This is a genomic window from Flavobacterium sp. (assembly GCF_031409475.1).
Taxonomy (GTDB): domain Bacteria; phylum Bacteroidota; class Bacteroidia; order Flavobacteriales; family Flavobacteriaceae; genus Flavobacterium.
Genome location: NZ_JANNXH010000017.1, coordinates 1 through 15915, shown reverse-complemented (window position 1 = coordinate 15915; position 15915 = coordinate 1). Strand labels below are relative to the sequence as shown.

The window sequence follows — 15915 nt, the reverse complement described above, 5'->3', positions numbered from 1 at the left end:
AGCATAGAATAATCTAAATCTTCAAGCCTTGAATTTTTCAATCTTTCAATTAAAAATATGGAATTTACGTTACTTATTGTCATTATAATATTGGCTTTGATTTTTGACTACATTAATGGTTTTCATGACGCTGCTAATTCGATTGCAACGATTGTTGCTACAAAAGTATTGACTCCTTTTCAAGCAGTAGTTTGGGCTGCTTTTTTTAATTTTTTAGCCTATTGGGTTTTTGGTTTTGGTGTAGCAGATACTGTTGCTAAAACTGCACATACGAGTAGTATAAATTTAATTGTAATTCTTGCTGGTGTAATTGCGGCAATTATATGGAATTTAATTACATGGTGGAAAGGAATCCCATCATCATCTTCGCACACATTAATTGGAGGTTTTGCAGGTGCTGCAATTGCTCATGGGTTTAGAGAGGTTACAGATCCAGAACATTTTGGTTTTAAAATTGTCAACTGGCTTAAAGCAGCAAAAGAGGGAGAGTTATTGCCTTCAGGAGTTATGATGGTAATTTTATTTATTGTTTTTGCCCCATTATTAGGAATGATAATTTCGTATTTTATCTCATTGTGGATGATGTATTCTTCTAAGAAAAATATATATCCAAAAATTGTAACTTTAGTTTTAATGTTTTTAGCTTTATGGTTTTTTTCTTCAATTTTAGAATATGATATAAAACCCGAAGACGCTCGATTTAAAAATAATATCCTGTCTATCATAGCTTATCCTGCAAATATCAAATGGTTTTTAGTAGCATTTATATTTTTTAGTTTAGCTGTTTTTAATCTTTTTTTTAGTTCATTTTCCACAGCAACTGCAGAAGCTATTTTAAAGAAAATGCAATTATTATCTTCAGCGGCATTTAGTTTAGGTCATGGTGGTAATGATTCTCAAAAAGTCATGGGAATTATTGCAGCTGCAGTAGCCGTTTATATCAAAACAAATCCAAATATTGACATGTCAACAGGATGGTTGGATTTGAATGTAGTATTGCCTTCAGAAAAAGATGGTGTAAGAATCGATGGAGTCATGCCAGCATGGATTCCGTTGACCTGTTATACTGTAATTGCTTTAGGAACATTGAGTGGTGGTTGGAAAATAGTAAAAACTATGGGCTCTAAAATCACTAAAGTAAATGCATTTGAAGGTGTTGTTGCCGAATCTGCTGGAGCTTTAACCTTATTCATGACAGAACATTTTAAAATACCGGTTTCTACAACTCATACAATTACAGGATCAATTATAGGTGTAGGAATAACAAAACGGGTTTCGGCAGTTCGATGGGGAGTTACCGTGAGTTTATTATGGGCTTGGGTTTTGACCATACCAATTTCAGCAATATTGGCTGGATTTGTTTATTATTTGCTGAGTTTGTTTTTGTAAAATTACAATGAATAAGAAATCCGTTTTGCTTTCACAAAACGGATTTTAATACTTTTAACCGTGTTACCTGCTGGCGTTCTTCTGTCCGCTATGTTTCTTGTTGTTGTCAATTAAAATATGTTGTCAAAAATATGATACTTAAATATGTCCAAAGTAACGAAAATATTATGTGCATAAATGTTTCAAATTTCTTTCCTTTCCACAGGTCAGTCGAGTAACCAAAAAACTGAATGAAAAGTCGTACAGTCCAAAACAAACCAAGTCCAAGTGATAATTTTTTGCCAAGATTTGTTTCAATTATTTCGGTCGAAGATGTCAAGCAAAGTAAACCCATAAGTAATACAGTCAATGCGATAAAAAATGTATGTACTGTCATCATTTGTCGATTGATTAAACTCAAAGATTTAAGTTCTTTGTCCCAGTTGAAGTACTTTGGAAAGACAATATGAACCAATGCCAAAGCAATTAATAAAACACCAATTATTTTAAAATGTATTTCCATTAGTTGCAATTAAAGATTGACATGAAAGGTGTAAACTTTGTTTCTTTAAATGATGTAAACCCGGCTTCTTCAAATGCCTTTTTCCAAGTTTCTTTTGAGAAAAAATGTGTAAAGCCGATTGTAAATGCTAAAAAGTTTGGAAAATCTCTCAAATGTTCCACCATAACCACATTGCCGTATGGCTTACAAACTCTGCGACATTCTTTTAAAAATTGCACTTTTTCATCTTGTCTGCGAATTTCGTGAATTGCTGATAGTAAAAAGATGTTGTCAACGGAATTGTCATTTAAAGGAATTGAATTTGAATTGATTTGTTGAGTATTTGGATAAAACAAACTTACTTTTCTAGCTCGGATAATTGCTGGTTCTGTATGCTGTTTGGCGTTGTAGAAGTCATACACTTGAAGTTTAGAATTAGGCAAAATACTTTCTATAATAAAACTTGTTTCGTCAAAGCCTGCATTGATGTTCAAATTGAATTTGTCTTTTGTATCATCTAGTTTCATTTTCTTTAACCAGTTAAAATTATAAAAGCCAGAGAAATCATAAACATAGGCAGAAACAAACAACGGCATTGTTAGTCCATAAATGAATGCCAAAATAACCACCCAAAACAAACCGTTATGCCAATTGAAAATAAATTTACTCCCTATAATTAATGCCAAAGTAATGAACCCAAGAACATAAAAGTGTCGGTTGAAACTTAAAATATTTATTACTCCTTGAAAATTTCGTCTCTTTATTTCCATTGTTCAATTTTGCCTTTTTTCCAATAGTATGGAATGTTTTTAATTATGAAAGCATTTGCCAATACTGGATTTTCAAGTTTTATAGTAATTAAAAAATCGAAATTATAATCATTCACTTTTACTGGATTTGGTGTCCAGTTGTGTCTTACTCCTTCAATGATTAAAACTTCTTTGGTTTCTTTGTTATAAGTAAACGTAAAGGGCAAAGGCCCAGCAAATCTTCTTGCTTCCTTCCAGTCTGCAAAAGGTGAATATTTTGGCAAAGAAATCTGTTCTTCCGTTTTGTCTATTGTGATTTTGAACTTTGATTTAATCGAGGATATTGCTGTAGTGTTTTGTTGTACAATTTGGTTTATATCTGTTGTGCTGTAGTTGTAATGTGTAAATATGTTTCCAAAGAATTCCATTTTTGTTTTGTCTGTTTCTGATTTCAGAATATACAAACCACGTAAACTTTTACCTGCATTATTTGTGTAGCGAACAAAAACACGATAACCAATTAGGAAAAAGTCGTTGCCCATAAATTTCGGAAAACCTTTTGGTCGCAAGTCTTTAGTTTGAACCATTGCAACTGCAACAAAAGCCCATTTGTCTTGAAATGTATCAAGCTCTAAACATTCTGGAATAAGATTTTGTAGTTGTTCTTTTGGAACTGCAAAAGTCAAAACAAGCGAACTTTCAAAATACGCTTCAACTGCAAATGGATGGTCTTTTAAAAATGTTAGCATCGGGTTATTTGAGTTGTTTTCTATTAAGATAAAATTCGTTGAAGTAAACAACTGAAATAAAAATAGATGCAAACAATGAATTTAATTTCCCCCAAAGCAACAAGTCTGGAACAAGTATAAATTCAAGTGTGTTCATAGTCGCAACTACCGTTATTTGTGCAATAGCATTTAACTTTGTCTTATAGCCACTTAAAATCCAAACAGCCATAATGATTTCTAATAGTCCGATTATAATTGTCAGTGGTCGGGAATAGTTGTCACCTAATATTCTTGCAACTATTTGTTCGTGTCTAGGAACAAGATTTAGAACCTTACAAAAAAGTCCGTTTGCAATCCAAACTGTCGCAATACAATAGGTCAATATTTTATAAATTCTTGTCTTTGTCATCGTTGGTTGTGTCGTCCGCTACGCTTTCAGGTAACTTCTAACCTCGTACCTACAAATGTATCACTTCTCCATAAGCATCAGCAACCGCTTCCATAACGGCTTCGCTCATGGTTGGATGAGGGTGAATCGATTTCAGGATTTCGTGACCTGTTGTTTCTAATTTTCTAGCTACAACTGCTTCGGCAATCATATCCGTAACACCAGCGCCAATCATGTGGCAACCTAACCATTCGCCATATTTTGCATCAAAAATTACTTTTACAAAACCATCAGGAGTTCCAGCAGCTTTTGCCTTTCCTGAGGCAGAAAAAGGGAATTTTCCAATTTTTAATTCGTATCCTTTTTCTTTGGCTTGTTTTTCGGTTAAACCTACCGAAGCGATTTCAGGAGTTGCATACGTACAACCGGGAACATTACCGTAATCGATTGGGTCAACATGAAGTCCAGCAATTTTTTCGACACAGTTAATTCCCTCGGCTGAAGCTACATGAGCCAATGCTTGTCCTGGTGTAACATCACCAATGGCATAATACCCAGGAATATTGGTTTGGTTGTAAGCGTTAACCAAGATTTTGTCTTTGTCAACTGCAATACCTACTTCTTCTAATCCAATGTTTTCGATATTAGTTTTGATCCCAACCGCTGAAAGCAATATTTCGGCTTCTAGTGTTTCTTCTCCTTTGGCAGTTTTAACAAATGCTTTAACTCCATTTCCAGATGTATCTATTCTTTCTACCGAAGAATTTGTCATGATTTTTATTCCTGCTTTTTTCAAAGATTTTTCAAATTGTTTTGAAATGTCTTCATCTTCAACCGGAACTACATTTGGCATAAATTCTACGATGGTTACATCAGTTCCCATAGAGTTATAAAAATGGGCAAACTCAACGCCAATGGCTCCAGAGCCAACAATAATCATCGATTTTGGTTGTGAAGTTAATGTCATTGCTTGTCTGTATCCAATTACTTTTACGCCATCTTGAGGCAAATTTGGCAACTCTCGCGAACGAGCACCAGTTGCAACAATGATATGATCAGCAGAATATTCAGTTACTTTTCCGTCGGCAGCAGTTACATCTAATTTTTTTCCTGGTTTTAATTTTCCAAAACCATCAATCACATCGATTTTATTTTTTTTCATTAGGAATTGAACGCCTTTACTCATTCCGTCAGCAACTGAACGGCTTCGTTGTACAACCGCGGGAAAATCTTTGTCAAAGGATGAAACAGTCAATCCATAATCAGAAGCGTGTTTTAAGTAATCAAAAACCTGTGCTGATTTTAGTAAAGCTTTCGTGGGAATACAACCCCAATTCAGGCAAACTCCACCTAGGTTTTCTTTTTCGATTACGGCTACTTTGAAGCCTAATTGTGAAGCTCTAATTGCTGTAACATATCCGCCAGGACCAGAACCTAAAACTATTATATCGTATTTCATTTTGTGCGTGTTTATTCGTTATTTGTACAAAATGCAGTCGCAAAAGCTCGTGTCATTTTTTTGTTTTTATTTTATTGTGGTAAAAATGCAGTCGCTAACGCTCGTGTCATTTTGTGCGTGTTTATTCGTTATTTGTACAAAATGCAGTCGCAAAAGCTCGTGTCATTATGATGTTTTCTAAATTATTTTCAGTTGGTAAAATTAGGGATTTTATTGTTTATTGAAAAATTTTCTTGGGCAAAGTTGCATTTTGTAATTTTGTACAAAAATCATTCGATTTCTGTAAGATTCCCTATTTTTTTTATCAAAGAAACTATAGTTGTGGCAAGAATTGCTCCTGTAAATGCTAGAAAAATATCTTTTTGTGCGTCCCAAATATCGCCTTGTGTTCCTAAATAGGCATCGCCTTGGGCTTTGAAAAAAACATCGGCAACTGCCCATTCTATGAGTTCATAAAATGCACTTATTGAAAGCGTTATTTCTAAAGGTAAAGTCCATGCAACCCATTTTGGAAAATTAAGCCATTTTAAAAACATTTCACGCATTGGATACGCTAATAAAAAGCCAAAACTGAAATGTACAATTCGATCATAATGATTTCTTGATAAATTTAATTCGTCTTTAAGCCAGTATCCAAAAGGGTTTTCTGCATAAGTGTATTTCGAACCATAAACATGTAAACATAAATAAACACAGATTAAGAGGTAACTCAAATCACTAAATTTGTATTTGATGTAGGTGAAAATTAAAAAGATAAGAAAAATAAAAACCAATGTGTTTTCTAATAACCAATTCACCGAGTCGGTATTGCCAACATAGGAATTGACCCAATTAATACTAAAGAAAGCTAAAAATATTTTAAGCCAATTGTTTTCTTTTAATCGTTTTTTTTCTCTAGAAATTGCAGTTGTAAATGTCATTGATTTTCTTATTTGGTGAATAATTTTCCAAACATAATCAATTTTTTTCTACTACAGAAAACTGGGAATCATACAAGTTCTTGTAATAACCTCTTTCTTGGGACACTAACTCTTGATGCGTTCCTTGTTCTACGATTAATCCCTTATCCATTACCACAATTTTGTCAGCATTAATGATGGTTGCCAGACGATGCGCAATTACAATTGAGGTTCTCCCTTTTGTAATGGTTTCTGTAGCTTTTTGAATTAATTCTTCGGAATAGGAATCGATTGATGATGTAGCTTCGTCTAAAATCAAAATACTTGGATTACTGACATAAGCGCGTAAAAACGCAATCAATTGGCGTTGCCCAGAGGACAACATGACACCACGTTCTTTTACATCAAAATCATAATTATCGGGCAAACTCATAATGAACTTATGTACTCCAATTTTTTTGGCTGCAGCCAAAACTTGTTCTCGAGATATATCTGGATTATTTAAAGTTATATTATTAAAAATGGTATCAGCAAAAAGAAATACATCTTGTAAAACGACTGCAATTTGCTGTCGCAACGAACTCAAGGTGTAATTTTCTATATTGTGATTGTCAATACAAATTGTGCCGTTATTTATTTCATAAAAGCGATTCATTAAATTAATAATGGTAGATTTTCCTGCACCGGTTGATCCAACAATTGCAATTGTTTTGCCTGCAGTAACCTCTAAATCAATCCCTTTTATGACTTCTTCATTTTGAATATATCCAAAACGAACATTTTTAAATTGTATATTTCCTTTAAATATGGGCGCATCAATTGTACCATTATCTTGAATTTGATCTTTGGTATCAAGAATATCAAAAACGCGATTGGCAGCTATCATCCCCAGTTGCATTTCGTTGAATTTATCTGCAATTTGGCGTAAAGGATTAAAAAGCATTCCTATAAACATGGTGTAAGCAGTGACTTGTCCCAAAGTGGTAAATGGATTGCCATTAATTATTTGAAATCCTCCATACAATACAATAAGTCCAAGAGTTATTGACGAAATAATATCGGCAATAGGGAAGAAGATGGAGTTGTACAAAATGGTTCTTATCCATGCTTTTTTATGCTTATCGTTGATGTTTTTAAATTTTTCATATTCCATATTTTCTCGATTGAACAACTGCACTATTTTCATTCCAGTTACACGTTCTTGTACAAAGGAATTCATATTGGCTATTTGAGTTCGAACCTCCTCAAAAGCTATTTGCATTTTCTTTTGAAATATTCTTGTTATAAAAACTAATATGGGCATGGCTACTATTACTATTAATGAAAGTTGCCAATTCATCCAAAACATTATAATTAAGCAGGCAAGCATTTTCATCAAATCACTTATAATCATAAACAAACCTTGACTAAAAATACGGGCAATTGACTCAATGTCAGATACGGATCTTGTGACCAATTGACCTACTGGTACATTGTCAAAATAACGCATTCTAAAACTTAATAAATGTTTGAACATTTTGGTACGAATATCTTTTACAATATCTTGTCCAAGCCAGTTTGCCCAATAAACAAAGAAAAATTGTGAAAAAACTTCCAATAATAAAACGCATCCCATGAGTATAACATAAAGCAATAAACCATGATTGTCTTTTGGTTTTATGTAACTATCCACCGTTCCTTGTAAAATTAAAGGGCGCAAGGCTGCAAAAAGAGCTAAAGAAAGAGCAAAAATTACTACACCGTTAAAACGAAATTGATACGGTTTTGTATAATGTAATATTCTTTTGAATAATCGAGTGTCAAATGCTTTTGCTTTCATGTCATTGCGAGGTACGAAGCAATCTTAATTTAAAATTGCAAAGTTCTAAAAATCTATTTTCTATTAGTTTATGTAATCGTAATCAATTTTGGTTAAATACAACCCGTGTGCAGGAACCGAAAAGCCCGCTTTGTCTCTGTTTTTACTGAGTAATATAGCATTAAATTCTTCTAATGTTATTTTATGTAAACCTACATAGACTAATGTTCCCACAATAGCTCTTACCATATTTCGTAAAAAGCGATTAGCCGAAATCGTGAAAATAAGTTGATTGGTTTCTTGTTTAGCTGTGTCTTGTACTGCTTCGGCACGAGTCCAGAAAGCTTCAAAAATTTCACAATCAAAGGTGTTTACATCAGTATTTACTTTAGAAAAACATTCAAAATCAGTATGCTTTAGTAAAATTTTGGCAGCTTGATTCATTAAATTTACATCTAATTCTTGATGATAATACCAGCTTTGTTCCTGTAAAAAAGCATCTTTAAAAGTATTGATATGGTATTCGTAGGTTCGTTTTGTTGCATCAAATCTAGTATGAGCTTCATTGTGAACAGCAATTATATCATAAATAACGATGTCTTTTGCTAAAAAAGAATTGAGTTTGTGTATTGTATTTGCTACATCGATTTTTTTGTTAAAATCAAAATGAGCATACATTTCCTTTGCATGAACACCAGTGTCTGTTCTTCCAGCACCCATTAATTCGATATCAGTATTAAGAATTGTTGATAATGCTTTGACCAAAGTTTCTTGTACAGTTGTAGCATTAGGTTGGTATTGCCATCCGTGATAATTGGTTCCGTTGTAGGCCAGTTTTATGAAGTATCTCAATTTAGATTTCAGATTTCAGATTTCAGATTTCAGATTATTCTGAAAGAAATCGAATTTATACATTTTGAATCGCAAATTTACAAAGAATGTTTGTCGTTTAGGACTACTTGCGTTTTAAAGTTTTTTCAAATCTGAAATCAAAAATCGTTAATCTTTAATCTTAAATAATAACTTTGTGTTTTTGTGCCTTTGTGTCAAAATTACTTATGAAAAAAATATTACTCCTTTCCGATACGCACAGTCATATTGACGAAACGATTTTGAAATATGTGATTCAAGCTGACGAAGTCTGGCACGCAGGAGATATTGGGGATTTAATCGTCACGGAAACCATTAAGAATTTAAAACCATTGCGTGGTGTTTATGGCAATATTGATGACGATAAAGCTCGAATGGAATTCCCATTGCACAACCGATTTATGTGTGAAGGTGTCGATGTTTGGATTACCCACATTGGAGGTTATCCTGGGAAATACAATCCAAATATAAGAGATGAAATGACAGCAAATCCTCCAAAGTTGTTTATTTGTGGTCATTCTCATATTTTAAAAGTAATGTTCGACAAGAAAAACAATCTCTTGCATATGAATCCTGGCGCTTGTGGCAAAAGCGGTTTTCATCAAGTGCGTACTATGTTGCGTTTTGTGATTGATGGCGATAAAATAAAAGATTTGGAAATAATTGAAATAGGGAAGAGGTAGTAATAGTAAATGTTTGGGTATTATACCTGACAGGTTTCAAAAACCTGTCGGGCATAATCTGTTTAAAAAATACCACAAAAAAACCCGAACTTTAATATTCGGGTTTCCTTCGCACTAATAAACTAAGTTTATAGGTTTATCTCAATCTGTCCACAGATTTTACAAGATCTTCATCTTTCTTGATGGCTTTATTAGCTAAAACTAATAATACGATAGCCAAGACAGGTAGAAACATCCCAATACCTTTCTCTGAAACCGCTAGGGTTTCTCCAGATACATTTAGCGAACGATATACAAACAATCCTAATAAAATTAAATTTAATATGATATTCAATCTGCCAATAACAAATTGATTTTGTCTTTTTTTAAACGAAACAATACTCAATAAGGTAAGCGTTGTACTTAATCCTAAAACAATTATATAGATTTGATTTTGCATGAAATAGAAAGCTGCACCATCAGTCAGTGTCCATAAAGGAATAAAAAACGGTAAAATTCCTGTAGCCACAAAGGCTAGAAATAAATAAATTGTTTGAATTCTTTGAAGCATTGTCTTAATTTCTTTGACAAAAATATATTTTCTTTTTAATAAATACTATTGTATGATTAAAATTTATTCGTATTATTGCATAACAAACCCGTAAGTACTTCATTCTTCGGTCGATTCAAAATAAAAAATCACTACACATTTTTATACTATTCCCAAATTAATTAAAATCATAGAACATTCATGTTTGATATTTCTGCATTAAAAGAAATGAAGCTATCCGAGCTTCAAGAAATTGCTAAAACAGCTAAAACAATAAAATTTGCTGGTGTAAAAAAAGAAGCACTAATTAAACAAATTTTAGAACTTCAATCATCGAGTATGGTTTCAGATTCAGAAACTGATAAAGGTGAAGAAGACAAGCCTAAAAGAGCTCGAATTATAGCTCCAAAAAAAGTTGCGATTCAAAAAAATTCTAATAATACCCTTTTTGAAACCGAAGAAATTGAACCAGAGATTAATTCACAAGAACCAGAAACACCCGAGGATACAACCCCAGAAAAGAAAGTAGGTAAAATAATTAAATTCAATAAATCCGCCTACGAAAAGAAGGTCGCGCTTCAAAAGGAAAAAGAAGAATCTAAAGGAATCGTTGCTGACAATAATGAAGATTCAGATGTTGATACAATTGAAAATTTAGAGGTGAATCTTGTTTCTAAAAAAAATAATTCCAACCAACAGCATAAACAAAATGTAAGCCAAAACGGTAATGGAAATCAGAACGGAAACGGCAATCAAAACCCCAATTTTAAAAACAAGAAAAGTAATTTTGCAGCATCGGATTTTGAATTTGATGGAATTATAGAAAGCGAAGGCGTGCTCGAAATGATGCCTGATGGTTATGGTTTTTTACGTTCATCAGATTATAATTATTTGGCCTCACCAGATGATATTTATCTCTCAACTTCGCAAATTAGATTGTTTGGACTTAAAACGGGCGATACGGTAAAAGGTGTAGTTCGTCCTCCAAAAGAAGGAGAGAAATTCTTTCCTCTAGTTCGTGTTTTAAAAATTAATGGTCATGATCCCCAAGTTGTTCGGGACAGAGTTTCTTTCGAACATTTGACCCCAGTTTTTCCATCTGAAAAATTCAAATTAGCCGAAAGACAAAGTACCATTTCGACCCGAATTATCGATTTGTTTTCACCAATAGGAAAAGGGCAACGTGGTATGATTGTGGCACAACCCAAAACTGGTAAAACCATGTTACTCAAGGATATTGCAAATGCTATTGCAGCCAATCATCCTGAGGTTTATTTAATAGTTTTATTAATAGACGAACGTCCAGAGGAAGTTACAGACATGCAACGCAGTGTTCGTGGAGAAGTAATTGCTTCAACATTTGATAGAGAACCTCAAGAGCACGTAAAAATTGCCAATATTGTTCTCGAAAAAGCAAAACGTTTAGTTGAATGTGGCCATGATGTGGTGATTTTATTAGATTCGATTACCCGTTTAGCCAGAGCATACAATACAGTTCAACCAGCATCTGGTAAGGTTTTGAGTGGAGGTGTTGATGCCAATGCGCTGCAGAAACCAAAACGATTTTTTGGTGCTGCTCGGAATGTAGAAAATGGAGGTTCATTAAGTATTATTGCAACAGCATTGACTGAAACAGGTTCTAAAATGGACGAAGTTATCTTTGAAGAATTTAAAGGAACAGGAAACATGGAATTGCAATTAGACAGAAAAATTGCTAACAAACGTATATTCCCAGCAATTGATTTAACTTCATCCAGTACGCGACGTGATGATATGTTATTAGACCCAAAAACACTACAAAGAATGTGGATCATGCGAAAATACCTTTCGGATATGAATCCTGTAGAAGCTATGGATTTCATTAACGATCGATTCAAAAAAACAAAAAATAATGAGGAGTTTTTGATTTCGATGAATGATTAAATTAAGGAAGTATTAAGTATTTAGAATTAAGTATAAAGACAAAAAAATACAATAAAAAAACTCCGATGGAATAAACCTATCGGAGTTTTTTGTGTACTCTATATTCTCTTCACTTTATTCTTTTTTCTTATCTGAACTTTCTTTACGTTCCATTAAAGCCATGTAAAAGCCGTCAAAACCAGATTCGGATGCCAATATTTTTTGGTCTTTTATAAAATTGAATTGTTTACCAATTTCTGTAGCTAAGAATTTTTTCACTTGTTCTTGATTTTCCGAAGGCAAAATAGAGCAAGTAGCATAGACTAATTTTCCGCCAGGTTTTACAATCTTAGAATAGCTTTCTAAAACTTCGGCTTGTACTTTACGAATATTGTCAATAAACTCGGGTTGTAATTTCCATTTGGCATCAGGGTTTCTTTTAAGAACTCCAAGTCCGCTACACGGTGCATCGATTAAAACTCTATCGGCTTTTTCGTGAAGTTTTTTGATAATTTTTGTAGAATCTATGATACGATATTCTATGTTAAAAGCGCCATCTCTTTTGGCTCTAATTTTTAATTGTTTTAGTTTACTTTCATACAAATCCATTGCAATCAATTGTCCTTTGTTTTCCATCAAAGCGGCAATGTGTAGAGTTTTTCCACCTGCACCTGCACAAGTATCAACTACTCGCATTCCGGGTTTTACATCTAGAAAGTGAGCAACAAGTTGCGAATTTGCATCTTGAACTTCAAAAAAACCAGCTTTAAATGCATCAGTCAAAAATACATTTGCTCTTTCTTTTAAAACTAAAGCGTCAGGTTGATTTTTTAAAAATTCGGTTTCAATGTTCAAGTCCATCAAGATGGCTCTTAATTGCTCTTTGGTTGTTTTTAGAGTATTGACTCTAAGGATTACTTTTGCGGGTTGGTTTTGTGCAGCAATTTCTGTAGCCCAAACGTTCTCACCTAATTCTTTAACTCCCAATTCGTCCATCCAGTCCGGAATTGATTCTTTTAATGCTCTAACTTTTGAAAGTTCATCAAAACGTCCTTTTATTTTCCGTTCTGGTGTGCCTTCAAGTTGTCTCCAATCAGGAATAGGATAACCTCTCAAAACGGCCCAAACCGAGAACATTCTCCAAAGATTATCTCTGTCAAAAGGTTCTTTTACTTCGGCAATTTCTGAGTATAATCTTTTCCAACGTACAATTTCGTATATAGTTTCAGCAACAAATTTACGGTCAGAACTTCCCCAACGTTTGTCTTTTTTTAATGCTCTAGCAACCACTTTATCTGCATATTCTCCTTCGTTGAAAATAGCATTCAATGAATCTATGGTGGTATAAACTAAATTTCTATGTAATCTCATTTTAAATTATTGAGGTGCAAAGATAGTGCTAAATGATGGAAAGTAAATTTTATATTTTCCGCATAAAAAAACACTGTTTAATAGCAGTGTTTTTTGAATTCTAAATTGTATTTAATGGTTATTGAACTCTGGTTAAACCTATTTTCTCTGGTGCATGAAGTACCATTGGAAATTTTTCTACTTTAACCGAACTGCTGTCTAGTCCAAAAGCACTTTCTTCGGACAGGCTTAATTTTTTAATTAAAAAATAAGAATTCATCACTATTTTTTCAAAAAAAGTTAAATCACTATCGTTTGAAAGGAATTTTTCGGACAATACAAATTTAAAATCTCCAATTATATTGTTTTTGTTTAAGGATTCATATCTACTTGTAATATCGACTTCTCCTTTGGTTACCATATCTTTGATAACTTCTTTAAACATTAAATTTATTTTTGTAGGTTCTCTAAAACCTAAATTAAAATCGACACGATACAAATCATCTTTAACCATTTCAGTAACTCGATATTCTGTTTTGTAAGGTACCGTTAATATGTTTACATGGACAAACCAATAAATATCGGCTCTTTTAGGTCTTTTTTGTAAAATAGAGTACATAACTTTTTCTTCAATTTCATCGATACGACCAGCATTTGTCATGTATACTAAATGAGTAGCATATTTTGGAATTGATAGATCTGAACTTAATTCAAAAAGTACTTTTTTATACTCTTCAATTTTCACAATTTTAGTATAAATTTTGTTGATTTTTTTTGCAAAATGCCAAATGGTCATTATTGATATTAAAATCAAAGCAATTAATAAAGTAACGTATCCACCATCTGAAAATTTTGTGACATTTGCCACTAAAAAACCAAATTCTATTATCAAATATACTGTGATCAATGGAGAGTAATAATACCATTTTACGCGCTTCATAATTAAATAAAAATTAAGCAAAATGGTAGTCATTATCATGCATAAAATAATTGCTAATCCATAAGCATGCTCCATGTTTTTTGACTCTTTAAAGTGAAGTACAATCCCAACACAACCAAGAAACAATAACCAGTTTATGGAAGGGATATACATTTGCCCTTTTAATTCTGTAGGGTATTTAATTCTAACTTTTGGCCAAAAATTTAACCGCATTGCTTCATTTATCAAGGTAAATGAACCGCTTATTAAAGCTTGCGATGCTATTACTGCTGCTAGAGTAGCTATTATTATTCCAATGGGTTGAAACCAATCGGCCATAATTAAATAAAAAGGATTGCCGTTTGCTCCACCTAAACTTTGTAATGTTTCTCCCTCATGATGAATGAGGTAAGCAGCTTGACCAAAGTAATTTAATAACAATGTGATTTTTACAAAAATCCAACTGATTCTAATGTTTTTTCTACCACAATGTCCCATGTCTGAATACAATGCTTCGGCTCCTGTTGTACATAAAAACACAAAACCAAGAACATAAAAGCCTTCGGGATGAATTGATAATAAATTATAAGCATAAATAGGATTAAAAGCTTTCAGAACTTCGGCATGCTTAGTGATTTGAATTAATCCAAGTATTCCTAACATCCCAAACCAAATAAGCATCATGGGTGAAAAAAACCGGCCAACTAATTTGGTTCCAAATTGTTGAATGGTAAAAAGTATAAACAGAATTCCAATAACAATTGGTACGGTATTTATTTCGGGATAAAATGTTCGAATCCCTTCAACTGCTGATGATACGGATATGGGTGGCGTAATAATTCCATCGGCTAGTAAGGCACTACCGCCAATAATTGCGGGGACAATCAACCATTTTATTTTTGTTTTTTTAACTAAAGCATATAGGGCAAAAATTCCTCCTTCACCATGATTATCTGCACTTAAAGTTATGAGTACATATTTTATGGTAGTTTGTAATGTTAGTGTCCAAAAAACACAAGAAATGCCTCCTAAAACGATATCTGCATTTATAATATGTGACCCAATTATGGCTTTCATTACATATAATGGAGAAGTGCCAATATCTCCATAAATTATTCCTAACGATACTAATAAACCTCCTAATGTTAATTTACTATGTAAATCTTTGTGCGTACTATTCATGTATAATATTTAATAAAAAAAACTTTCCAAATCTACTATTTTTTAATAGATTAATAACGTTAATCTAAAAAAAAAGTTACAAAAAAACACGGCTGATTAAACCGTGTTCAAAGATTACTTTTTTTGAAATTTAAGTTCCTTATTTATTGCCTCTTGAGGCTGAATTACTTCTTTGAGATTCTGATCTTTGTGGCGCACTTTGTCTCTGATTATCAGCTCGTTGTTGCGTGTTTTCTCTTTGAGAATTCCCTCTATTAGATTCCGTTCTCTGGGTTGTATATTCTCTTGAAGGTTCAACTCGTTGTTGCGTATTTTCTCTTTGAGAATTCCCTCTATTAGATTCCGTTCTCTGGGTTGTATATTCTCTTGAAGGCTCAACTCGTTGTTGCGTGTTTTCTCTTTGAGAATTCCCTCTATTAGATTCCGTTCTCTGGGTTGTATATTCTCTTGAAGGCTCAACTCGTTGTTGGGTGTTTTCTCTTTGAGAATTCCCTCTATTAGATTCCGTTCTCTGGGTTGTATATTCTCTTGAAGGTTCAACTCGTTGTTGCGTGTTTTCTCTTTGAGAATTCCCTCTATTAGATTCCGT

14 protein-coding genes and 1 pseudogene are annotated in these 15915 nt (G+C 33.1%); 3 read left to right on the top strand and 12 right to left on the bottom strand.

Annotated features, from left to right (window positions below; genetic code table 11):
* The first annotated feature begins 57 nt into the window (after positions 1 to 57).
* Positions 58 to 1389: an inorganic phosphate transporter gene (locus RMO53_RS03430; RefSeq protein ID WP_310378071.1), complete on the top strand. Its 1332-nt coding sequence runs from the start codon at positions 58 to 60 to the stop codon at positions 1387 to 1389.
* A gap of 106 nt (positions 1390 to 1495) precedes the next feature.
* Here RMO53_RS03430 and RMO53_RS03425 read toward each other — a convergent pair whose 3' ends face one another.
* The 8 genes from RMO53_RS03425 to truA all read right to left on the bottom strand — a co-directional run bounded on the left by RMO53_RS03425 (position 1496) and on the right by truA (position 8743).
* A complete protein-coding gene (locus tag RMO53_RS03425) occupies positions 1496 to 1891 on the bottom strand; it encodes a hypothetical protein (protein ID WP_310378069.1) in 396 nt (131 codons plus the stop codon).
* On the bottom strand, positions 1891 to 2640 hold the full coding sequence (locus tag RMO53_RS03420) for a methyltransferase domain-containing protein (RefSeq protein ID WP_310378065.1): 750 nt from the start codon (positions 2638 to 2640) through the stop codon (positions 1891 to 1893). The genes RMO53_RS03425 and RMO53_RS03420 overlap by 1 nt, the downstream gene beginning before the upstream one ends.
* Positions 2631 to 3368 (bottom strand): DUF2071 domain-containing protein, encoded by a 738-nt coding sequence (locus RMO53_RS03415; RefSeq protein ID WP_310378063.1) that lies wholly within the window; start codon positions 3366 to 3368, stop codon positions 2631 to 2633. Before RMO53_RS03415 ends, RMO53_RS03420 begins: the two co-directional genes overlap by 10 nt.
* 4 nt (positions 3369 to 3372) lie before the next feature.
* Entirely contained in the window at positions 3373 to 3756 is a 384-nt protein-coding gene (locus RMO53_RS03410) for a DoxX-like family protein (protein WP_310378061.1), read from the bottom strand.
* Positions 3757 to 3805: 49 nt separating this feature from the next.
* Positions 3806 to 5194 carry a dihydrolipoyl dehydrogenase gene (gene lpdA / locus RMO53_RS03405; RefSeq protein WP_310378056.1) on the bottom strand — a complete coding sequence of 463 codons (1389 nt, stop codon included), beginning with the start codon at positions 5192 to 5194 and terminating at the stop codon, positions 3806 to 3808.
* A gap of 269 nt (positions 5195 to 5463) precedes the next feature.
* Entirely contained in the window at positions 5464 to 6114 is a 651-nt protein-coding gene (locus RMO53_RS03400) for a DUF2238 domain-containing protein (RefSeq protein ID WP_310378054.1), read from the bottom strand.
* A gap of 37 nt (positions 6115 to 6151) precedes the next feature.
* Positions 6152 to 7912 carry an ABC transporter ATP-binding protein gene (locus RMO53_RS03395; RefSeq protein ID WP_310378052.1) on the bottom strand — a complete coding sequence of 587 codons (1761 nt, stop codon included), beginning with the start codon at positions 7910 to 7912 and terminating at the stop codon, positions 6152 to 6154.
* A gap of 63 nt (positions 7913 to 7975) precedes the next feature.
* Positions 7976 to 8743 (bottom strand): tRNA pseudouridine(38-40) synthase TruA, encoded by a 768-nt coding sequence (gene truA, locus RMO53_RS03390; protein WP_310378050.1) that lies wholly within the window; start codon positions 8741 to 8743, stop codon positions 7976 to 7978.
* A gap of 206 nt (positions 8744 to 8949) precedes the next feature.
* Between truA and RMO53_RS03385 the strand changes: the two genes are divergently transcribed.
* The gene (locus RMO53_RS03385) at positions 8950 to 9444 is read left to right on the top strand and encodes a metallophosphoesterase family protein (RefSeq protein WP_310378048.1); all 495 of its coding nucleotides are present in this window, start codon (positions 8950 to 8952) and stop codon (positions 9442 to 9444) included.
* 136 nt (positions 9445 to 9580) lie between these two features.
* On the opposite strand, the gene RMO53_RS03380 is transcribed toward RMO53_RS03385, so the two are convergent.
* Complete coding sequence (locus tag RMO53_RS03380) at positions 9581 to 9994, bottom strand: DUF4293 family protein (protein ID WP_310378046.1); 414 nt, start codon at positions 9992 to 9994, stop codon at positions 9581 to 9583.
* 180 nt (positions 9995 to 10174) lie between these two features.
* Between RMO53_RS03380 and rho the strand changes: the two genes are divergently transcribed.
* Entirely contained in the window at positions 10175 to 11896 is a 1722-nt protein-coding gene (gene rho, locus RMO53_RS03375; protein WP_310378044.1) for a transcription termination factor Rho, read from the top strand.
* Between the two features lie 114 nt (positions 11897 to 12010).
* On the opposite strand, the gene RMO53_RS03370 is transcribed toward rho, so the two are convergent.
* From RMO53_RS03370 to RMO53_RS03360, 3 genes and pseudogenes are all read right to left on the bottom strand, one after another.
* A complete protein-coding gene (locus RMO53_RS03370) occupies positions 12011 to 13246 on the bottom strand; it encodes a methyltransferase domain-containing protein (protein WP_310378042.1) in 1236 nt (411 codons plus the stop codon).
* Positions 13247 to 13364: 118 nt separating this feature from the next.
* Positions 13365 to 15326: a KUP/HAK/KT family potassium transporter gene (locus RMO53_RS03365; protein ID WP_310378041.1), complete on the bottom strand. Its 1962-nt coding sequence runs from the start codon at positions 15324 to 15326 to the stop codon at positions 13365 to 13367.
* Positions 15327 to 15465: 139 nt separating this feature from the next.
* Positions 15466 to 15915 (bottom strand): annotated as a pseudogene (locus tag RMO53_RS03360) (hypothetical protein); the annotation flags it as partial.